17 protein-coding genes and 3 tRNA genes are annotated in these 20,710 nt (G+C 69.8%); all 20 read right to left on the bottom strand.

The window, feature by feature from the left end; all coding sequences use genetic code 11:
- Positions 1–74: 74 nt before the first annotated feature.
- Positions 75–3,962, bottom strand: coding sequence for a DNA-directed RNA polymerase subunit beta' (locus tag KBX37_RS09070; RefSeq protein WP_210775459.1), 3,888 nt, complete (start codon positions 3,960–3,962; stop codon positions 75–77).
- A gap of 80 nt (positions 3,963–4,042) precedes the next feature.
- Positions 4,043–7,474, bottom strand: coding sequence for a DNA-directed RNA polymerase subunit beta (locus KBX37_RS09065; protein WP_210775458.1), 3,432 nt, complete (start codon positions 7,472–7,474; stop codon positions 4,043–4,045).
- Positions 7,475–8,047: 573 nt separating this feature from the next.
- Entirely contained in the window at positions 8,048–8,431 is a 384-nt protein-coding gene (gene rplL / locus KBX37_RS09060; RefSeq protein WP_088960246.1) for a 50S ribosomal protein L7/L12, read from the bottom strand.
- A 54-nt stretch (positions 8,432–8,485) separates the two neighbouring features.
- Positions 8,486–9,031: a 50S ribosomal protein L10 gene (gene rplJ, locus KBX37_RS09055; protein ID WP_210775457.1), complete on the bottom strand. Its 546-nt coding sequence runs from the start codon at positions 9,029–9,031 to the stop codon at positions 8,486–8,488.
- 392 nt (positions 9,032–9,423) lie between these two features.
- Positions 9,424–10,113: a hypothetical protein gene (locus KBX37_RS09050; RefSeq protein ID WP_210775456.1), complete on the bottom strand. Its 690-nt coding sequence runs from the start codon at positions 10,111–10,113 to the stop codon at positions 9,424–9,426.
- A complete protein-coding gene (locus KBX37_RS09045) occupies positions 10,110–10,925 on the bottom strand; it encodes an ATP-binding cassette domain-containing protein (protein WP_210775455.1) in 816 nt (271 codons plus the stop codon). The genes KBX37_RS09050 and KBX37_RS09045 overlap by 4 nt, the downstream gene beginning before the upstream one ends.
- A gap of 80 nt (positions 10,926–11,005) precedes the next feature.
- A complete protein-coding gene (gene rplA / locus KBX37_RS09040; RefSeq protein ID WP_210775454.1) occupies positions 11,006–11,722 on the bottom strand; it encodes a 50S ribosomal protein L1 in 717 nt (238 codons plus the stop codon).
- Between the two features lie 83 nt (positions 11,723–11,805).
- Entirely contained in the window at positions 11,806–12,237 is a 432-nt protein-coding gene (gene rplK, locus KBX37_RS09035; protein ID WP_210775453.1) for a 50S ribosomal protein L11, read from the bottom strand.
- Positions 12,238–12,421: 184 nt separating this feature from the next.
- The gene (gene nusG, locus KBX37_RS09030; RefSeq protein ID WP_210775452.1) at positions 12,422–13,144 is read right to left on the bottom strand and encodes a transcription termination/antitermination protein NusG; all 723 of its coding nucleotides are present in this window, start codon (positions 13,142–13,144) and stop codon (positions 12,422–12,424) included.
- 38 nt (positions 13,145–13,182) lie between these two features.
- Positions 13,183–13,599, bottom strand: coding sequence for a preprotein translocase subunit SecE (secE, locus tag KBX37_RS09025; protein WP_210775451.1), 417 nt, complete (start codon positions 13,597–13,599; stop codon positions 13,183–13,185).
- 212 nt (positions 13,600–13,811) lie between these two features.
- A tRNA-Trp gene (locus KBX37_RS09020) sits at positions 13,812–13,884 on the bottom strand.
- 127 nt (positions 13,885–14,011) lie between these two features.
- Positions 14,012–14,404 carry a MaoC family dehydratase gene (locus KBX37_RS09015; protein ID WP_210775450.1) on the bottom strand — a complete coding sequence of 131 codons (393 nt, stop codon included), beginning with the start codon at positions 14,402–14,404 and terminating at the stop codon, positions 14,012–14,014.
- Position 14,405: 1 nt separating this feature from the next.
- Entirely contained in the window at positions 14,406–14,852 is a 447-nt protein-coding gene (locus tag KBX37_RS09010; protein WP_210775449.1) for a MaoC family dehydratase N-terminal domain-containing protein, read from the bottom strand.
- A gap of 128 nt (positions 14,853–14,980) precedes the next feature.
- Complete coding sequence (gene rpmG / locus KBX37_RS09005; protein ID WP_013288652.1) at positions 14,981–15,148, bottom strand: 50S ribosomal protein L33; 168 nt, start codon at positions 15,146–15,148, stop codon at positions 14,981–14,983.
- A 132-nt stretch (positions 15,149–15,280) separates the two neighbouring features.
- A tRNA-Met gene (locus tag KBX37_RS09000) sits at positions 15,281–15,353 on the bottom strand.
- 26 nt (positions 15,354–15,379) lie between these two features.
- Positions 15,380–15,452, bottom strand: a tRNA-Thr gene (locus tag KBX37_RS08995).
- A 96-nt stretch (positions 15,453–15,548) separates the two neighbouring features.
- On the bottom strand, positions 15,549–18,095 hold the full coding sequence (locus tag KBX37_RS08990; protein WP_210775448.1) for a bifunctional diguanylate cyclase/phosphodiesterase: 2,547 nt from the start codon (positions 18,093–18,095) through the stop codon (positions 15,549–15,551).
- Positions 18,096–18,184: 89 nt separating this feature from the next.
- Entirely contained in the window at positions 18,185–18,331 is a 147-nt protein-coding gene (locus KBX37_RS08985) for a hypothetical protein (RefSeq protein ID WP_210775447.1), read from the bottom strand.
- Positions 18,332–18,972: 641 nt separating this feature from the next.
- Positions 18,973–19,260 (bottom strand): DUF1905 domain-containing protein, encoded by a 288-nt coding sequence (locus tag KBX37_RS08980; protein ID WP_210775446.1) that lies wholly within the window; start codon positions 19,258–19,260, stop codon positions 18,973–18,975.
- Positions 19,261–19,351: 91 nt separating this feature from the next.
- On the bottom strand, positions 19,352–20,548 hold the full coding sequence (locus KBX37_RS08975) for an epoxide hydrolase family protein (RefSeq protein WP_210775445.1): 1,197 nt from the start codon (positions 20,546–20,548) through the stop codon (positions 19,352–19,354).
- Positions 20,549–20,710: the final 162 nt, after the last annotated feature.

Genomic DNA, 20,710 nt, shown 5'->3' with positions numbered 1-20,710 from the left:
GCCCCGAAGGCCGGCCCACCCCGGAACACGACGAGGCCCCCGGCGGTCACGCCGGGGGCCTCGTCGGTCGCTGCTTAGCGGTACGACCCGAAGTCGAAGTCGTCCAGCGGCACAGCCTGCCCGCTGGCCGGCCCGAAGCCGTAGTCGGTCTCCGGGTAGCCGGTCATCGAGTAGACCTTGGCCTTCGCCTCCTCGGTCGGCTCGACCCGGACGTTGCGGTACTTGCTGATGCCGGTACCGGCCGGGATGAGCTTACCGATGATCACGTTCTCCTTGAGGCCGACCAGCGAGTCGCTGCGCGAGTTGATCGCCGCGTCGGTCAGCACCCGGGTGGTCTCCTGGAAGGAGGCCGCCGAGAGCCAGGAGTCGGTGGCCAGCGAGGCCTTGGTGATACCCATCAGCACCGGGCGACCGGCGGCGGGCTCGCCACCCTCGCCGACGAGCCGGCGGTTCTCCGACTCGAACAGCGCCCGGTCGACCAGCACACCCGGCAGGAACTCGGTCGAGCCGGAGTCGATGACCGTCACCCGCTTGAGCATCTGGCGGATGATGATCTCGATGTGCTTGTCGTGGATGAGCACACCCTGCGAGCGGTAGACCTCCTGGACCTCCTGGGTCAGGTGGACCTGGACCGCACGCGGGCCGAGGATGCGCAGCAGCTCGTGCGGGTCAATGGTGCCCTCGGTGAGCTTCTCGCCGACCTCGACGTGGTCCCCGTCGTGGGTCCGCAGCTTGACCCGCTTGGAGATCTTGTCGTAGACGATCTCTTCGCTGCCGTCGTCCGGCACCACGATGATCTTCCGGGACCGCTCGCCGTCCTCGATCCGGACCCGGCCCGGGGTGTCGGCGATGGGCGCCTTGCCCTTCGGGATCCGGGCCTCGAAGATCTCCTGGACACGCGGCAGACCCTGGGTGATGTCCTCACCCGCGACACCACCGGTGTGGAAGGTACGCATCGTCAGCTGCGTACCCGGCTCACCGATCGACTGGGCGGCGATGATGCCGACCGCCTCGCCGATGTCGACCGACTTGCCGGTCGGCAGCGAGCGGCCGTAGCAGGCCGCGCAGACGCCCAGCTTCGACTCGCAGGTGAGCACGCTGCGCACCCGGACCGTCTCCACCCCGGCGGCGACGATCTTGTCGACCAGGATCGAGTTGAGGTCCTGACCGCGCTGCGCCACCACGGTGCCGTCCGGCCCCTTGATGTCGTCGGCCAGGGTCCGGGCGTGCACGCTGGTCTCGGCGTGCGTGTGCACGACCAGCTTGCTGTCCAGCCGCTCGCCGATCTGCATCGGGATCGCCCGGTCGGTGCCGCAGTCCTCCTCGCGGATGATCACGTCCTGCGAGACGTCCACCAGACGACGGGTCAGGTAACCCGAGTCGGCGGTCCGCAGCGCGGTGTCGGCGAGACCCTTACGGGCACCGTGCGTGGAGATGAAGTACTCCAGCACGGACAGACCCTCCCGGTAGCTGGCCTTGATCGGCCGCGGGATGATCTCGCCCTTCGGGTTGGCCACCAGACCACGGATCGCCGCGATCTGCCGGAGCTGGAGCAGGTTACCGCGGGCACCCGAGTGGATCATCTTCCACAGCGGGTTCTCCTGCGGCAGCGCGGTGTCCATCTCCTTGGCGACCTCGTTGGTCGCCTTGGTCCAGATCTCGATGAGCTCGCCGCGACGCTCCTCGGCGGTCATCAGACCACGCTGGTACTGCTTGTCGATCTGGTCGGCGTCCTTCTCGTACCGCGCCAGGATCTCCCGCTTGCGCGGCGGCGCGATGACGTCCTCCATGCCGATGGTGACCCCGGACCAGGTGGCCCAGTGGAAGCCAGCCTCCTTGAGCCCGTCCAGGGTGGCCGCGAGAGCCACCTTCGGGAAGCGCTCGGCGAGGTCGTTGACGATCGCGGAGAGCTGGCCCTTGCGGATCTCGTAGTTCACGAAGCGGTAGCCCTGCGGCAGCGTCTCGTTGAACAGGACCCGGCCCAGCGTGGTCTCCACGGTCAGCGGCTCACCCTCGACCCAGCCCTCGGGCGCGGCCCACGGCTCGGCGCCGGCGCCGTTGTCGACACCGACCACACCGCGCAGCCGGATCTTGACCGGGGTCTGCAGGTGCAGCTCGTTGGCGTCGAACGCCATCCGTGCCTCGGCGTCCGAGCTGAACGCCCGACCCTCGCCCTTGCCACCCGGAGTGAGGTGGGTGAGGTGGTAGAGACCGATGACCATGTCCTGGGTGGGCATGGTGACCGGCTTGCCGTCGGCCGGCTTGAGGATGTTGTTCGACGACAGCATCAGGATCCGCGCCTCGGCCTGGGCCTCGGCGGACAGCGGCACGTGCACCGCCATCTGGTCACCGTCGAAGTCCGCGTTGAACGCGGTGCAGACGAGCGGGTGGATCTGGATCGCCTTGCCCTCGACCAGCTGCGGCTCGAAGGCCTGGATGCCCAGGCGGTGCAGGGTCGGCGCGCGGTTCAGCAGCACCGGGTGCTCGCCGATGACCTCTTCCAGCACGTCCCACACGACCGGCCGCTGCCGCTCGACCATCCGCTTGGCGGACTTGATGTTCTGCGCGTGGTTGAGGTCCACCAGCCGCTTCATCACGAACGGCTTGAACAACTCCAGCGCCATCTGCTTGGGCAGGCCGCACTGGTGCAGCTTCAGCTTCGGGCCGACCACGATGACCGAACGGCCGGAATAGTCGACGCGCTTGCCGAGCAGGTTCTGGCGGAACCGGCCCTGCTTGCCCTTGAGCATGTCCGACAGCGACTTGAGCGGGCGGTTACCCGGACCGGTGACCGGCCGGCCGCGACGGCCGTTGTCGAACAGCGCGTCGACGGCCTCCTGGAGCATCCGCTTCTCGTTGTTGACGATGATCTCGGGCGCGCCGAGGTCGATCAGCCGCTTGAGGCGGTTGTTCCGGTTGATCACGCGGCGGTACAGGTCGTTCAGGTCGGAGGTCGCAAAGCGGCCACCGTCGAGCTGCACCATCGGGCGCAGGTCCGGCGGGATGACCGGGACGCAGTCCAGCACCATGCCGAGCGGCGAGTTGCGGGTGTTCAGGAACGCCGCGACGACCTTGAGCCGCTTGAGCGCCCGGATCTTCCGCTGGCCCTTGCCGGAGCGGATGGTCTCGCGCAGGCTCTCGGCCTCGGCGTCGAGGTCCATGTTCTGGACCAGCGCCTTGATGGCCTCGGCGCCCATGCCGCCGGTGAAGTACTCGCCGAACCGGTCGCGCAGCTCGCGGTAGAGCAGCTCGTCGGTGACCAGCTGCTTCGGCTCCAGCTTGCGGAAGGTGTCCAGCACCTCGTCGAGGCGGTCGATCTCGCGCTGGGCCCGGTCGCGGATCTGGCGCATCTCGCGCTCTCCGCCCTCCTTGACCTTGCGCCGGACGTCCGCCTTGGCACCCTCAGCCTCCAGCTCGGCCAGGTCGGCCTCGAGCTTGGCGGCCCGCTTCTCGATCTCCGAGTCGCGGCTGTTCTCGGACTGCCGCTTCTCGGCCAGGATCTCGTTCTCGATGGTCGAGAGGTCACGGTGACGCGACTCGGCGTCCACGCTCGTCACGACGTACGAGGCGAAGTAAATGATCTTCTCGAGGTCCTTGGGGGCGAGGTCCAGCAGGTAGCCCAGCCGGCTCGGCACGCCCTTGAAGTACCAGATGTGGGTCACCGGAGCGGCGAGCTCGATGTGCCCCATCCGCTCACGACGCACCTTGGAACGGGTCACCTCGACGCCGCAGCGCTCGCAGATGATGCCCTTGAAGCGGACCCGCTTGTACTTACCGCAGTAGCACTCCCAGTCTCGCTGCGGACCAAAGATCTTCTCGCAGAAGAGCCCGTCCTTTTCCGGCTTCAGGGTGCGGTAGTTGATCGTCTCAGGCTTCTTGACCTCACCGTGCGACCACTGACGGATGTCGTCGGCGGTGGCGAGGCCGATGCGCAGCTCGTCGAAGAAGTTGACGTCGAGCACTATGTCCCCTATGTCGTCGTCTGTACTGCTAGCTAGTGGGTGGGGTCGGGAGCCGGCGCGCCGGCTCCCGACCGCTCACCTCAGACCTCTTCGACCGAGCTCGGCTCGCGCCGGGACAGGTCGATGCCCAGCTCCTCCGCGGCCCGGAACACCTCGTCGTCGGTCTCGCGCATCTCCAGGGCCACACCGTCGCTGGAGAGCACCTCGACGTTGAGGCACAGCGACTGCAGCTCCTTGAGCAGCACCTTGAACGACTCCGGGATGCCCGGCTCGGGGATGTTCTCGCCCTTGACGATCGCCTCGTAGACCTTGACCCGGCCCAGGACGTCGTCGGACTTGATGGTCAGCAGCTCCTGCAGGGCGTAGGCGGCGCCGTACGCCTGCATGGCCCAGCACTCCATCTCACCGAAGCGCTGGCCACCGAACTGCGCCTTACCACCCAGCGGCTGCTGCGTGATCATCGAGTACGGGCCGGTCGACCGGGCGTGGATCTTGTCGTCGACCAGGTGGTTGAGCTTCAGGATGTAGATGTAGCCGACCGCGATCGGGTCCGGCAGCGGCTCGCCGGAACGACCGTCGAACAGCTGCGCCTTGCCGGAGGACCCGATCAGCTGCTTGCCGTCCCGGTTGGGCAGGGTCGACGCGAGCAGACCGGAGATCTCCGCCTCGCGGGCACCGTCGAAGACCGGCGTGGCCACGTTGGTGTCCGGCTCGGACTCGTGGGCGTCGATCGAGCGCAGCGCCTTCTTCCACTCCGCGTCGTCACCGTCCACGCTCCAGCCGGTCTTGGCGACCCAGCCGAGGTGGGTCTCCAGCACCTGACCGATGTTCATCCGGCTCGGCACACCGAGCGGGTTGAGCACGATGTCGACCGGGGTCCCGTCCTCCAGGAACGGCATGTCCTCGACCGGCAGGATCTTGGAGATGACGCCCTTGTTGCCGTGCCGGCCGGCGAGCTTGTCGCCGTCCTGGATCTTGCGCTTCTGGGCGACGTAGACCCGCACCAGCTCGTTGACGCCCGGCGGCAGCTCGTCGCCGTCCTCGCGGGAGAAGGTACGCACGCCGATGACCGTGCCGGTCTCGCCGTGCGGCACCTTCAGCGAGGTGTCCCGGACCTCGCGCGCCTTCTCACCGAAGATCGCGCGGAGCAGCCGCTCCTCCGGGGTCAGCTCGGTCTCGCCCTTGGGCGTGACCTTGCCGACCAGGATGTCGCCGGGGACGACCTCGGCGCCGATCCGGATGATGCCGCGCTCGTCGAGGTCCGCGAGCATTTCCTCGCTGACGTTCGGGATGTCGCGGGTGATCTCCTCCGGGCCGAGCTTGGTGTCCCGGGCGTCGACCTCGTGCTCCTCGATGTGGATCGAGGTGAGCACGTCCTGCTGCACGAGGCGCTGCGACAGGATGATCGCGTCCTCGTAGTTGTGGCCCTCCCAGCACATGAACGCCACCAGCAGGTTGCGCCCGAGCGCCATCTCGCCCTCGTCGGTGCACGGACCGTCGGCGATGACCTGACCGGCCTCGACGCGGTCGCCCTCGAAGACGACCGGCTTCTGGTTGACGCAGGAGCCGGCGTTGGAGCGGCGGAACTTGTGCAGCAGGTACGTCCGGCGGTGGCCGTCGTCCTGGTGGATGGTGATGTAGTCGGCGCAGAGGTCCTCGATCACACCACCGACCTCGGCGACGACGACGTCACCGGCGTCGACGGCCGCGCGGTACTCCATGCCGGTGCCGACCAGCGGCGCCTCGGCCCTGACCAGCGGCACCGCCTGACGCTGCATGTTCGCGCCCATCAGGGCGCGGTTGGCGTCGTCGTGCTCGAGGAACGGAATCATCGCGGTCGCGACCGAGACCATCTGCCGCGGCGAGACGTCCATGTAGTCGACGGCGCCGGGAACCACGTCCTCGGTCTCGCCGCCCTTACGGCGGCAGAGGACCCGGTCCTCGGCGAACGTGCCGTCGGCCTTCAGCGGCGCGTTGGCCTGGGCCTTGACGTACCGGTCCTCCTCGTCCGCGGTCAGGTAGTCGATCTGGTCGGTGACCCGACCCTCGACGACCTTCCGGTACGGCGTCTCGATGAAGCCGAACGGGTTGACCCGGGCGAAGGTGGACAGGGCGCCGATCAGGCCGATGTTCGGGCCTTCCGGCGTCTCGATCGGGCACATCCGGCCGTAGTGGGACGGGTGCACGTCACGGACCTCGAAGCCGGCCCGCTCCCGGGACAGACCACCCGGGCCGAGCGCGCTCAGCCGGCGCCGGTGGGTCAGGCCCGCCAGCGGGTTGGTCTGGTCCATGAACTGGGACAGCTGCGACGTACCGAAGAACTCCTTGATCGCCGCCACCACCGGGCGGATGTTGATCAGGGTCTGCGGCGTGATCGCCTCGACGTCCTGCGTGGTCATCCGCTCGCGGACGACCCGCTCCATCCGGGACAGGCCGACCCGGACCTGGTTCTGGATCAGCTCGCCGACCGTACGCAGGCGCCGGTTGCCGAAGTGGTCGATGTCGTCGGCCTCGTAGCCGTCCTCACCGGCGTGCAGCCGGCAGAGGTACTCCACGGTGGCGACGATGTCGTCCTCGGTCAGCGTGCCCGTGGTGATCGGCACGCCCACTTCGAGCTTCTTGTTGAACTTGTAACGACCGACCTTGGCGACGTCGTACCGCTTCGGGTTGAAGAAGAGGTTGTCGAGCAGGGTCTGGGCGTTCTCACGGGTCGGCGGCTCGCCAGGGCGGAGCTTCCGGTAGATGTCGAGCAGCGCCTCGTCCTGGCCGGCGATGTGGTCCTTCTCGAGCGTGGTCATCATCAGCTCGGACCAGCCGAACCGCTCACGGATCTGCTCGGCCGACCATCCGATGGCCTTGAGCAGGACCGTGACGGCCTGCCGACGCTTGCGGTCGATGCGGACGCCGACCGTGTCGCGCTTGTCGATGTCAAACTCCAGCCAGGCACCCCGGCTCGGGATGACCTTGACGCTGGAGAGGTCGCGGTCGGAGGTCTTGTCCGGCTGCTTGTCGAAGTAGACGCCCGGGGACCGGACGAGCTGGCTGACCACGACGCGCTCGGTGCCGTTGATGATGAAGGTGCCCTTCGGCGTCATCATCGGGAAGTCACCCATGAACACCGTCTGGCTCTTGATCTCGCCAGTGGTGTTGTTGGTGAACTCCGCGGTCACGAACAGCGGCGCGCAGTAGGTCAGGTCCTTCTCCTTGCACTCCTCGATCGAGGCCTTGACCTCGTCGAAGCGCGGAGCCGAGAAGGAGAGCGACATGGTGCCGGAGAAGTCCTCAATGGGACTGATCTCTTCGAGGATCTCCGCGAGACCCGATCGTGCGTGCGGGTCGTCCGCCGACCGGCCCTGCCAAGCCTCGTTGCCGACGAGCCAGTCGAAGGACTCGTTCTGAATGGCGAGGAGGTTGGGGACCTCGAGGTGTTCGGTGATCCTGCCGAAAGAAACTCGGCGGGGAGCGAAAGCGCTCGACGTACGACTGGTCTTCGCAGGGCGGGAAGCTGCCAAGATGCGTCCTTCCGAGGACCGGTGCTGCAGAACGGCTGGTACGCGTGCACTCCAATGACCCCACCAGAAATATCCGTAAACGGACATTTCCGAGCAGGGGTCAAGTCGGAAGGCAGCGCAAACTAGCAGTGTAGCCGAGAGGCTAACCGCTGTCCAGTCCACCCCGCAGGTCGTCGCGGAACGTGCCTCGGGACCCCGGGAAACCGGGTCTGCCGGGCCGCTCGGAACGCGGCGTTCCTGCGGGCCGCTCGGGTGTCGCGGCGGGTGGTACTGCCGCTGCCATTACCCAAGTGGTGGCCGTCGCAAGCGCGGAAGGTCTTGCTGGTGTCAGCGTGCCTGGGAGTCAGGTGCCGCGTCAAGGGCCGGTGTCGGGTCGCCGCCGTCTTTCCGCTCCGGGAACTCCGCCGGGCACCGCCGTGATGCCGTACGCCGGGTGCCGGACGTCCTGCTCACGCCGCTGCCACCGGTAGTCACCAACCACAGCGGGCGGTGACCCGTTCCCGGATCACCGCCCGCCACGATGCGGTGTGCCCCGGCTCACGTGAGCCGGACGCGCGCCTGGTCGTACCTCAATTACTTGAGGGTGACCTTGGCGCCCTCGCCCTCGAGCTTGGCCTTGGCCTTCTCGGCGGTCTCCTTGTTGACCTTCTCCAGGATGGCCTTCGGCGCGGACTCGACCGCGTCCTTGGCCTCCTTGAGGCCCAGGCCGGTCAGCTCACGCACGACCTTGATGACCTGGATCTTCTTGCCACCGTCACCCTCGAGGACGACGTCGAACTCGTCCTTCTCCGGCTCGGCCTCGGCCGGGGCAGCAGCGCCACCGGCAGCGGCGACCGCGACCGGAGCGGCGGCGGTGACCTCGAAGGTCTCCTCGAACTGCTTCACGAACTCGGAGAGCTCGATCAGCGTCATCTCCTTGAACGCGTCGAGCAGCTCGTCGGTGCTGAGCTTCGCCATGTCTGGCGTCCTTTCCTGAATCTGTTAGGTAAGAACTGGGTGCGCCGGGAGGCCTCAGGCCGCCTCGGCGCCCTCCTTCTCGCGCTTGTCCTGCAGGGCGGCCGCCAGACGGGCGGTCTTGGAGAGCGGAGCCTGGAACAGGGCCGCGGCCTTGCTCAGGTTGCCCTTCATCGCGCCGGCCAGCTTGGCCAGCAGCACCTCACGGGACTCCAGGTCGGCGAGCTTCGTGACCTCGGCCGCGGAAATGGCCTTGCCCTCGAAGACACCGCCCTTGATGACGAGCTTCGGGTTGGCCTTCGCGAAGTCGCGAAGCCCCTTCGCCGCCTCGACGACGTCGCCCGAAACGAAAGTCAGCGCGGTAGGACCGGTGAACAGCTCGTCGAGGCCGGAGATGCCCGCCTCGGTCGCGGCACGCTTGGCCAGCGTGTTCTTCGCGACCGTGTAGGTGGTCTCCTTGCCGAGCGAGCGCCGCAGCTGGGTGAGCTGGGAAACCGTCAGACCACGGTATTCGGTGAGCACCGCAGCTCCCGCGTTACGGAAGCTCTCGGTCAGCTCAGCGACGGCCGAGGCCTTGTCGGCCCGGATCGGCTTGTCCGCCATGTCCCTCCTCTCTCGTTGCTCGAGGCTGGTCGCCGTCGGCAGGCCGGAGGGCCTTCCGACAGCGGCGGAGGATCACGACAACGAGAAAAGCCCCGGCGCAGGGCGCACGGGGCGAGGGCCGGCACGATCACCATGGTCAGCGGACCACGGGAAGAGCCGATTTTCGCTTGCCGCCCTGCGCGGGTCGCCCGTCATCGCGGGGCCTTCGACCGTGCCGGAGCACGGTGACCAGCGGTCTCTGGGTGGAACTCTGTCACCAGGTTACGGCACGCGACGGTGCGCACCAAATCGCCCCCACGTGCGCCCGGTCACTCCGGCGCGGCACCTCCGGCGCCGGCGCCGCTGGCGGGCCGGCCCCGCTCAGGGCCGGCCCCGCTCAGGGGCGGACCCGCTCAGGGGCGGACCCGGCGCCGCCAGACGTAGCCGGCCAGGGCCACCGCCGCCCAGGCCAGCGCACCAGCGGTGAGCAGGAGCGCCGTCGAGCCGGCCAGCGGGCCGGTCACCGCCCGGGCGGTCGCCATCACCGGCGGCGCCAGCCAGGGCGCCACCGAGCCGCTCAGGCCGAGGACCAGGGCGCCGACCGCACCCAGGGCCAGCACCGCCACGCCGTTGCCCGCGCTGCCGGTGACCGCCCGGCTGGCCAGGGCGCCGAGCGCCACCGCCGCCGGCAGGGCCAGCAGGTGGGCCCAGAGCCCGAGGGCGAGGCCCACCGGCAACGACCGGTCCCCCGGCCCCACCGGGCCGGTCACCCCGCCGACCAGCCACGGGAAGATCATCGCGACGGCCACCGTGCCGAGCGCGGCCACCGTCGCCGCCAGCAGGCCGGCCGCGCGCTCCCGGGCCGGGCCGACCACGACCAGGGCCAACCGCCGCTGCACGTCCGGCTCCACGTCCAGCAGGATCCTGGTCTGCCAGGCCAGCACCGGGAAGAGCACCACCGCGGAGACGCCGTACGCCGCCGCCGGCTGGGCCCGGCCGCCGCCGTACAGGACGCCGAGGGCGAGCAGGCCGGCCAGCAGCGGCGCCAGCGCCCGCCCGGTACGCAGGAAGCCGGCCAGCCGCAGCCGCACCAGCGCGCTCACCGGGACACCTCCCGCGCCGGGCCGTCCGCTCCGACGCCTTCTCCCGCCGCCGGCTCGGGTGACCCGACGTCCGGCGGGGCGGCGTCGGGGCGTACCCGCAGGACGTGGTGGCCCTCGGCGCGCAACCGGGCGACGGCGCCGGCCACCCGCGCGGCCGGCACGGCGACCTCGACCACGGCCATCGGCTCCGCCCCGGCGAACGTCTCCTCGGTCACCACGCCGTCCGCGACGGTCCAGCGGCGGGCGCCCGGCAGCCGGACGGTCTCCCCCCGGTGGTCGCTGACCAGCACCGAACCGCCGGCCGCCAGCACCTCGTCGACGAGGGCGGGGACCAGCTCGCGGGCGGCGGAGTCAAGGCCCTCCCAGGGCTCGTCGAGCACCAGCAGGCCGGGCCGGCGGAGCATCGCCTGGGCGAGTCCGACCTTCTGCGCGGTGCCCTTGGACAGCTCGGGCAGCTTCACGCCCCGGAACCGGGTCAGGCCCAGCCGCTCGGTCCACCGGTCGGTCTCCCGCGCCGCGCCGGACCGGGACAGCCCGGCGATCCGGCCCATCGCGGTGAGGTAGGCCTGGACGGTGAAGGGCTGGTCGGCGGGGAACCGCTCCGGCACCCAGCCGACATGGCGGGGCCGGTCGACGACCCGGCCCCGGTCCGGCCGGAGCACCCCGGCCGCGAGCTGGAGCAGGGTGGACTTGCCCACGCCGTTGCGGCCGAGCACGACCGCCACCTCACCCGGCTCGATCCGGGCCTGCGCCGCCCTCAGCACCCACGGGCCGCGCCGGTGGTACCGGAGCCAGACGTCCTCCAGCAACATGCCGCGAGCCTGCCACAGCCCGGACGAACGGCAGGGGCCCCACCACGAGTCGTGGCGGGGCCCCTGCGCGGAAGTCGTGCTCAGCCCTCGGTCGGGGCCTCGTGGAGGTTCTTCACCAGCTTCGGGTCGACCGGAACGCCCGGGCCCATGGTGGTGGTGAGGACGACCTTCCTGAGGTACGTGCCCTTGGCCGCGGACGGCTTGGCGCGGAGCACCTCGTCGAGGACGGCGGCGTAGTTGTCCACCAGCTGGGTCTCGGAGAACGAGGCCTTGCCGATGATCAGGTGCAGGTTGGAGTGCTTGTCCACCCGGAAGGTGATCTTGCCGCCCTTGATGTCCTGAACGGCCTTGGTGACGTCCATGGTCACCGTGCCCGTCTTCGGGTTCGGCATCAGGCCGCGCGGGCCCAGGATCCGCGCGATCCGGCCGATCTTGGCCATCTGGTCGGGGGTGGCGATCGCGGCGTCGAAGTCCAGCCAGCCGCCCTGGATCCGGGCGACGAGCTCGTCCGTGCCCACCTCGTCGGCACCGGCGGCGGCGGCCTCCTCGGCCTTCGCGCCGGCGGCGAACACGATCACGCGGGCGGTCTTACCGGTGCCGTGCGGCAGGTTGACCGTGCCGCGGACCATCTGGTCCGCCTTGCGGGGGTCGACGCCGAGGCGCATGGCGACCTCGACCGTGGCGTCGAACTTGACGTTGGTAGTCTCCTTGGCCAGCTTCACGGCCTCGGCGGGGGTGTAGAGCTTCGACCGGTCGATGACGTCGGCGGCCTTGCGGTAGCTCTTGCTGCGCTGCATTTCTGGTTACTCCTGTGGTCTCTGGCGGGCCGCGGTCATCGCGCGCCCTCCCACGAACTGATCGGGTGAGTGCTCAGGCGACGTCAGTCGCTGACGGTGATGCCCATCGACCGGGCGGTGCCGGCGATGATCTTCGCAGCCTGGTCGATGTCGTTGGCGTTGAGGTCGACCATCTTCTTCTCGGCGATCTCACGCACCTGGGCCTGCGACACGGAGCCGACCTTGTCCTTCTGCGGGACGCCGGAGCCCTTCTCCACGCCGGCGGCCTTGAGCAGCAGCCGGGCGGCGGGCGGGGTCTTCAGGACGAAGGTGAAGGACCGGTCCTCGTACACGCTGATCTCGGCGGGGACGATGTCGCCCCGCTGGGACTCGGTCTGCGCGTTGTAGGACTTGCAGAACTCCATGATGTTCACGCCGTGCTGACCGAGCGCGGGGCCCACCGGCGGCGCCGGCGTGGCCTGGCCCGCCTTCAGCTGAAGCGTGAACGTCTTGACGAGCTTCTTCTTCGGAGGCATGTCACTTCCTGGGGCTTGGAACTGGGAAAGGTGCCGGGCCGCGGGCGCGCACGGTCAGCGCGATGCGACAGCGACGACGTTCTAGGGTAGCGCAGCGTTGCACCGCCCCGTCCGTCGAGGTCCAACGGAGGGGCGGAACGGGTACGCCGGCGGCGGGCGATGCCCACCGCCGGCAACCCGGACGTCAGATCTTGGCGACCTGGTTGAAGTTCAGCTCGACCGGAGTCTCCCGGCCGAAGATCGACACCAGCACCTTGAGCTTCTGCTGGTCGGCGTTGATCTCACTGATCGTCGCCGGCAGCGAGGCGAACGCGCCGTCGGTGACGGTGACGGAGTCGCCGACCTCGAAGTCGAGGACCCTGACCTCGGGCTTGGCCTTCTTCTCCACCGCCTCGACCGCCGGGGCCAGCCACTTCAGCACCTCGTCGAGGCTCAGCGGCGCCGGCCGGTCGGCCCGGTCGGTGGCACCGACGAAGCCGGTGACCCCCGGCGTGTTGCGCACGCAGGAGTACGACTCGGCGGTCAGCTCCATCCGGACCAGGATGTAGCCCGGGAAGACCTTGGCCTGGACCTGGGACCGCTTGCCGTTCTTGACCTCGACCTCTTCCCGGGTCGGCACCTCGACCTGGAAGATGAAGTCCTCCATGTCGAGGGAGGTGATCCGGGTCTCGAGGTTGGTCTTGACCTTGTTCTCGTAGCCGGCGTAGGAGTGCACCACGTACCAGTCGCCCGGGGCGTAGCGCAGCTTCTGGCGCAGCTCGGCGACCGGGTCGTACTCCTCGTCCGGGGCCGGCTCGGTGGTCGGGAATTCCGGCTCGCTGGCGGCCTCGACCGACTCGTCGCTCGCCGCCGTCGCCACCGTGGACTGGTCGTCCGTGGTCTCGGCGGTCTCGTCGTACTCAGGCACGCTCGCTCACTTCCGTCACTATCGGCTCAGTCGGCCGGTCAGCTGGGGTTGCCGAAGACCCACAGCACGCCCTTCGCGAAGGCGAAGTCGAGAAGGCCGACGATCGTCAGCACCACCGCGACGAACGTCACCACCACGGCCGTGTAGGTCAGCAACTCCTTGCGGGTCGGCCAGATGACCTTACGCAGTTCGGCGACCACCTCGCGGAAGAAACGCGCGATGCGGGCGAACAGCCCGATCCGGTCGGTGTCGGTACGGGTCTTCGGCTTGCTGTCGGCCGAACCGGCACGGGCCCGCGAACGGGTCGCGGTGCCGCCCCGGGAGACCGGCTCCTCGGCCGGCTCGTCCGCGCCGGTGGCGTCGTCGTCGGCGGCCACGTCGTCGACGAGCTCGTCGCGCTCGTCGCGCAGACCCTCGTCGCCGGCGTCCTCGCCGCGCCGCTTGCTCTCGGCCACTTCGCCCTCCGTCGCGGGATGTCGGTCGTACGCCTCACGGGCGTACGCGGCGTTTGGTCACGCCGGCCGGACCAGCCGTCCCGCGACGGGCCGCGGCCGGCGGACCGGACGAAGGGGCCCGATGCCTCGGAACCACCCCGCCGATGCCACCACCACGGGCCGGACGCCGCCAGTCGGCGGCGCGACCCACGGGAACGGTCAGGCCTGAGGCGCAGGGGTGACAGGACTTGAACCTGCAGCCTGCGGTTTTGGAGACCGCTGCTCTGCCAATTGAGCTACACCCCTGTGCGGCAACGCTCGCCCCGCTCGGCCACGACGGCCGGGCACGGGTCACTTGCCCCACGGCGGACCAGTGTACGGGTAGTGCCCCGACTTTCCCAACCGGTACCGCCCATCACCTGTCCTGCACCGGTCAGCGGGTGGTCCGGACGATCGCCCGGGCCTGCGAGAGGACCTTCTCCCCCAGGCAGGTGGCGGTCACGTCGAGCCTGGTCAGGCCCTCCTCGGTGACCTCCTTCACCACCGCGTTGACCTCGATCTCGGTGCCCTCGTCGTCGTCCGGGACCACCACCGGCCGGGTGAACCGGACGCCGATGTCGACCACCGCGTCGGGCGCCCCCGCCCAGGTGGTGACGGCCCGACCGACCAGCGCCATGGTGAACATGCCGTGCGCGATCACCCCGGGCAGGCCCACCTTGGTGGCGGTCCGGTCGTTCCAGTGGATCGGGTTGAAGTCGCCGGAGGCGCCCGCGTAGCGAACCAGGTCCGCCCGGGTGATCCGGAACGTCTGAGTCGGCAGCTCCATCTCAGCCCTCCCCGCGTACGACGAGCTTGGACCAGACCGCGACCACCGGCTCGCCGGCGACGGTGCGCACGTCGGTGCGGGTGGTCAGAAAGCCGTGCCCGCCCCGGTTGGTGACCTCCTCGATGGTGTTCACACAGACCAGCTCGTCCCCGGCCACCACCGGACGGGTGTACGCGAAGCGCTGGTCGCCGTGCACCACCCGGCTGTAGTCGACGCCCAGCGCCGGGTCCTCGACGATCTGGCGGTTCGCGGCCATGGTGATCACGAAGGGGAAGGTCGGCGGGGCGACCACGTCCGGGTGGCCCAGCGCCCGGGCCGCCGCCGGGTCGTGGTGGGCCGGGTCGGTGGCGCCGATGGCGGCGGCGAACTCGCGGATCTTTTCTCGGCCCACCTGATAGGGGGCGGTCGGCGGATAGGTCCGGCCGACGAAGGACGGGTCCAGGGACATGCCGCCGAACCTACACGCAAAGCACGAACGCCGATCCGTACGGGAGGGGCGGCGAAAATGCCGCGCCATCCGTGCGGATCGGCGTTCGGGAAGTGCTCAGGGACTGGGCCGGCGATGCCGGCCGCAGCTCAGCGGGTCTCGCGGTGGACCGTGTGCTTGCCGTCCCGGGGGCAGAACTTCTTCAGCTCGATGCGGTCCGGGTCGTTACGACGGTTCTTGCGCGTGATGTAGTTGCGCTCCTTGCACTCCACACACGCCAAAGTGATCTTCGGCCGGACATCGGTCGCCTTCGCCACGGCGGAGTGCCTTCCTCGCTGGGGTATCAACTACGACGCATCAGCCTACGCGGTCGATGCGCGGACATGCAAAGTGGGCGCCAGTGGCGCCCGTTCCATCGGCCGCCGGGAACCAGGCCCGGAGGACGAGAGTAGCGGTGGCCGGACTTGAACCGGCGACACAGCGATTATGAGCCGCTTGCTCTGCCATCTGAGCTACACCGCCGCAGGCGGGTCCAGCCGGACCCTCTGAGCCCCCTTACGGAATCGAACCGTAGACCTTCTCCTTACCATGGAGACGCTCTGCCGACTGAGCTAAGGGGGCCTGCCCGATCACCCCGGAGGGCGTCGCGCAGGGGTAACAGTACATGACCCCGCCGCCGGGGTGAAATCGGATCCCCCTGCCCCGCGTTTCCACAGATCAGGGCACAACCCGCAGCCTCGGCGACTCACCCGAGGAGATCGTCTCCGGGTCCACCTGGGCGCCGAACCAGGCCTCCAGGCGCTCGTACGGCAGCGGGCGGCTGAACAGGAAGCCCTGGCCGATCTCACAGCCGATGTCCTGGAGCAGCTCCAGGGTCAGCTCGCTCTCCACGCCCTCGGCAACCACGGCGAGACCGAACTGCTGGGAGAGCGTGACCACGGCGTTGACGATCGCCAGGTCGCCCGGATCCGTCGCCATGCCCTGCACGAACGAGCGGTCGACCTTGACCTCGTGCACCGGCAGCCGGCGCAGATGGGCCAGCGACGAGTCACCGGTGCCGAAGTCGTCCACCGAGAGCCGCACGCCCAGGTCCCGCAGCCGGCGCAGGGTCGGGATCGGTCGGTCGGTGCCGTCCAGCACCCCGGACTCGCGGATCTCGAGAGTGAGCCGCTGCGGCGGGACGCCGTACTCGGTCAGCAGCTCGCCTACCCGGTCGGGGAAGTGCTGGTCGGTGAGCGTACGCGCGGCGAGGTTGACCGCGACGGCGAGCGGCTGGCCGGTGTGGCTCCAGTCTCGGCTGCGCCGCAGCCCCTCCCGCAGCACCACCTCGGTGAGCCGGCCCAGCTGGCCGGTGTGCTCGGCCACCGCGACGAAGTCCTCCGGACTCACCGTGCCATGCGTCGGGTGCTCCCACCGGGCCAGGCACTCGACCCCGACCAACCGCCGGTCGCGCAGCGTCACCTTCGGCTGGAAGTAGACCTCCAGCGCGCCCTCGTCCAGCGCCCGACGCAGATCGCCGGCGAGGCCGAGCCGGCGCAGCGACCGCGACTCCAACGCCGGATTGAACAGCTGCACGCTGCCCGGGACGGACTTGGCCGCCGTCGCGGCCAGGTCCACCCGTTGCAGCAGCGACGCGGCGTCACTGCCGTGGTCCGGGTGCACGGCCACCCCGACCGCGGTGTCGACGTCGAGAGTGAGGGCGTCGAAGACCATCTCGTCGCGGATCTGCTCGCGCAGCTGGGCGGCCAGCTCCAGCGCCGCCTCGGCGTTCTCCAGCCGGAGGGTGACCAGGAACTCGTCGCCGCCGGCGCGGCCCACCAGGGCCGAGGAGGGCGCGCAGGCGCGCAGCCGCTCGGCCACCTCGACGAGGACCTTGTCGCCCGCGGCGTGACCGAGGGACTCGTTGACCTGGCGCAGGCCGTCCACATCGAAGAGCAGGACCGCCACCACCTCGCCCGGTGCGCGGATCTTGACCGCCTCATCGAGCGCGCCGGTGATCCGGCGGCGGTTGGGCAGCTTGGTGAGCGTGTCGTGGTACGCGTCGTGGCGCAGCCGGTCGACCAGGCGGGAATTCTCCAGGGCGACCGCGGCATGTGCCGCGACGGTCTCGAAGATGGGGATGTCGCTGTCGGTGAAGTGGCCGACGTCGCTGAGCCGGTTGGCCACCTCCAGGGTGCCGATGACGGCCTGCCCGGAGCGGAGCGGTACGGCGATGACGTCCTTGACGCCGGTCGTACGCAGCGACGCCCGCAGCTCCTCGTCCCCGCCGAGCCGTACGCCGAGCGCCAGGCTCCGCTGCTGCCGTCGGGTCTCCTCGCGGATCACCTCGGGAGTGGGCGCGACGTCGAGCAGACCCGAGTCGTCCACCCGGGCGGTCAACATGACCTCCGGGTGCCGCCCCTGGGCGGGCAGCCAGAGGGTCGCGTACTCGGCCTGCATCAGCGCCCGGATCCGGCCGAGCAGGACGTCCACCAGATTGCCGCTCTGCCCCTCCGCGGTCATCGCCTTGGTCAGGTCGTACATGTCGCCGAGGGTCCGGTGCTGGCGGAAGAACCGGGCGTAGGAGCGGTAGACCGCGGCACCGGCGGCCGCCAGCGCGGCGATGAGGATCGCCGACCACCAGGTGGTGTCCAGGGCGATGAGCACGACCAGACCGAGCACCACGTTGATCGCCAAGGTCAGCAGCGGCGGCGGCGCGTTCCGCAGCACCCCGGCGCCGGCCTGCCAGCCGTGCATGACCGTGATGACTCCCGCAACGCCGACCAGGGTGGCCAGCGTGAAGGTGCTGACCGAGGCGAACAGCACGCCCCAGGTGCCGGGCCCCACGCCACGGATCGGCGGCAACGCCAGCAGCACCAGCGCGGCGAAGGACGCCGCGGCGGAGGCGTTGGCCACGTTGAACGCGATCTTCGCGAACCCGAACCGGTACCGCAGGTGATTGACCAGGGTGGCCAGCGTGTACGCCAGCACGACCATCAGCGGCGGCAGGAAATAGAAGGCCAGGACCAGCGGGATCTCGGTGAGCCGCACCCCGAAGGACTGCCGGCCGATCACGAAGTTGAGCATCGGCAGGCCCGCCACCACCATGACGGTGAGCAGGACGGCGGTGAGGCCCCACGCCCCGAACGGGTGCGTCGTGACCAGACCGATCGCGGTGGAGAAGACGACTGCGACGAGGGCCAGCGGCCCGGTGACCAACCAGGCGTGCTCAGCGGGACGCCGAGGGGACGCCGCTCCTGCCGTAGACGACCGGCGGTCGGCCATAACACTCCTCATCGGTCACTGGCCGGGGCCGTGGACGGATCGGCGCGCCACCACGCCGTCGGCAGCACCCGGGGCGCCCGCCGACAGAGCTAGTTGGCCGGCGGCGCCGTCCAGACGAAGTCGAGGGTCCGGACCTCGCCGACCCCGTCGCCGACCAGCCCCGTGCCGAAACCAGCGGCGAGGGCGACCAGCATGAGCATCACGCTGACCCGCCGGGCCAGCCTTCGACCAGACATTCGCGTGCTCCTGTCGGCAGGGTTGTCGGAGGTGAAGATTCCACGATCGTGCCACAAGCGGGTCGACCCGCAAAGCCGACGGACGGCCCATCGGAGTGGTCCGTACCGGCCGGTTCGGACGGCTGACGACAAGTCACCAGCCGGGGCGACCTGCGGGCGTGAGCAGCGCACAGATGACGCGTCTTCCGTCTTTAGCCGCGATTCCCATCGTCCTCTGGCGAGTGGGACCTTTGCCCCGAGAGCCGGCCAGTCAGAAGATCCGGTCAGAAGCGACGGAGGCGGTGGTACGCCCCGGACCGGTCTCAGCTCTCCCCGGGAGCCCGCGGCCTCCGGCCGCCGCAGCCGGGCGGGTGAAGCCGGGCGAGGAATCGGTCGACCGGCGCTCCACCGACCGCCGACACATCCACGACCGTCAGAATGCTCTACGCGACGCAGAAGCGCCAGCCCTTAGCCGACAGTAAGCGACGTGAATACGCTCACCCGTCGGCGTCGGCGGACAGGACGAGGGCCACCAACCCGCTTCTTCGCAGATCAGGCCCCTCGGGCGCCGCTGCGGGTCAGCCACCTCGGGCCGATCAGTCCGCTGAATGTGCGGGGCGTGCCGCGCAGGGCCGGCGGCCGGCAAGCGGGGTGCCGCCTGCTCACCCGTCGACCACGAGCTGGACCGTCACCAGGTCTCCGACGTTGAGCCGCTCGGCCGCTCGGACGCCCGCCTTCACCGGCACGACGTACCGTCCGTCCTTGGGGAACAGCGACGTCGTCCACCGGGTCCGCCCGATCCGGGCCGTGACCGGCACCATGCCCCAGCCGTAGCTCACGGACGCGGCGGTCACGCTCAGCTCCAGGCAGTCCTCGTCCGGAACGGTGACGAAGTGCCAGGGCGCCGGGCCCTTCCAGAACCACACCTCGCCGCTGAACTCCAGCTCCATCTGGCCAGGATAGGAGCGCGCCTGCCGGAGTGGGCTGACGAAAGGGCCCGGTGGCCCACTGACCAGGAGGGTCACGCGAACCAGAGCGGGCTCAGGATTTCCGCAGCGGCCGGAACGCGGCCCGCACCTCGGTGGAGAAGAGCTCCGGCTCCGTCCAGGCGGGGAAGTGGCCGCCGCTGTCCACCTCGTTGAAGTAGGCGACGCCGGGGTAGACCGTCTCGACCCAGCTGCGCGGGGCAGCCCAGAGCTCGCCGGGGAACGTCGTGAAGCCGACCGGAACCGAGACCGGCGGAGGAGCCTGGCCGGCCGCACTGGCTGCGGCCCGGAACCGGCCAAATTCCCAGTACCACCGGGCGGCCGAGGCGCCGGTGCCCGTCAGCCAGTACAGCGTGATGTTGTCGACGATAGTGTCCCGGGTGAGGCCGCCCACGGGCTCGCCGTTGACAAACGCGCGGGAGATCTTGTAGTAGCTGTCCGTGTCGTGGTCGAGCATCCAGGCCGCCAGCCCGACGGGTGAATCCAGCAGGGAGTAGCCGATCGTCTGCGGCCGGGTGGACTGCTCCAGGAAGTAGCCGAAGCCGTCCGTCGTGAACGTATTGAGCGCGTCGAGCGCCGCGCGTTCCTGCGCGGACTCCGTCGGCAGTCGGTCCTTGAGAGCGATCGCCCCGGATAGCAAGTTGATGTGGATGCCGAGCAGCCCCTCCGGTCCTTGGCGGCCCATCGCGTCCGTGACGTTGGCGCCCACGTCGCCTCCTTGGGCGACGTAGCGCGGGTAGCCGAGGCGGTCCATCAGCACCGCCCACGCCCGTGCGATGCGACCGGACTCCCAGCCGAGCTCGGTCGGCTCGCCCGAGAAGCCGTAGCCAGGCAGGGACGGCAGCACGAGGTGGAATGCGTCCTCGGGGGTGCCGCCGTGAGCGGTCGGGTCGGTCAGCGGGCCGACGGTCCCCAGCAGCTCGACGACCGAGCCGGGCCAGCCATGGGTCATGATCAGCGGCAGCGCATTCTCATGCCGTGACCGGACGTGGATGAAGTGGATCTCGATCCCGTCGATCTCGGTCGTGAACTGGGGCAGCGCGTTCAGTCTCGCCTCGCACTTGCGCCAGTCGTACTCGTTCGTCCAGTAGCGGGCCAGCTCCTGGACCGTCGCCAGCTGCACGCCCTGGGAGCGATCGGTGACCAGCTCTCGGGTGGGCCAGCGCGTGGCCGCGATCCGGCGACGCAGGTCGGCGATCGCTTCTTCCGGCGTGTCGAGCCGGAAGGGGCGGATCTCGTTGTCGTTGGACATGTTCTCCACCTGCCGGGTCGGGTCGACCGGCGCCGGGGCGCCGGCTGGGTGACACGCGCCCAGTCTCACACCGGCCCGGCGACCGGCGGACCCGAAAAGCGATTTCGCGCTCGGGTCCGGCCCGGACCTGCTCACTCAGGGGAGCCGGCCGTCGGCCTGTTG

The organism is Micromonospora sp. U56 (assembly GCF_018070095.1).
Lineage (GTDB): Bacteria > Actinomycetota > Actinomycetes > Mycobacteriales > Micromonosporaceae > Micromonospora > Micromonospora purpureochromogenes.
Note: the sequence above shows the minus strand (reverse complement) of the source record. Positions and strands in the feature narration are given on the sequence as shown.

Coding starts and splice junctions, on each gene's coding strand:
- KBX37_RS09010 (WP_210775449.1), bottom strand. CDS start 14,852: ATGTCCCTGGACCCGTCCTTCGTCGGCCGGACCTATCCGCCGACCGCC.
- rplL (WP_088960246.1), bottom strand. CDS start 8,431: ATGGCGAAGCTCAGCACCGACGAGCTGCTCGACGCGTTCAAGGAGATG.
- rplK (WP_210775453.1), bottom strand. CDS start 12,237: ATGCCTCCGAAGAAGAAGCTCGTCAAGACGTTCACGCTTCAGCTGAAG.
- KBX37_RS08980 (WP_210775446.1), bottom strand. CDS start 19,260: ATGGAGCTGGAGTTCAGCGGCGAGGTGTGGTTCTGGAAGGGCCCGGCG.
- KBX37_RS08985 (WP_210775447.1), bottom strand. CDS start 18,331: ATGTCTGGTCGAAGGCTGGCCCGGCGGGTCAGCGTGATGCTCATGCTG.
- KBX37_RS09015 (WP_210775450.1), bottom strand. CDS start 14,404: ATGGAGCTGCCGACTCAGACGTTCCGGATCACCCGGGCGGACCTGGTT.
- KBX37_RS08975 (WP_210775445.1), bottom strand. CDS start 20,548: ATGTCCAACGACAACGAGATCCGCCCCTTCCGGCTCGACACGCCGGAA.
- KBX37_RS09045 (WP_210775455.1), bottom strand. CDS start 10,925: ATGTTGCTGGAGGACGTCTGGCTCCGGTACCACCGGCGCGGCCCGTGG.
- rplA (WP_210775454.1), bottom strand. CDS start 11,722: ATGCAGCGCAGCAAGAGCTACCGCAAGGCCGCCGACGTCATCGACCGG.
- KBX37_RS08990 (WP_210775448.1), bottom strand. CDS start 18,095: ATGGCCGACCGCCGGTCGTCTACGGCAGGAGCGGCGTCCCCTCGGCGT.
- rplJ (WP_210775457.1), bottom strand. CDS start 9,031: ATGGCGGACAAGCCGATCCGGGCCGACAAGGCCTCGGCCGTCGCTGAG.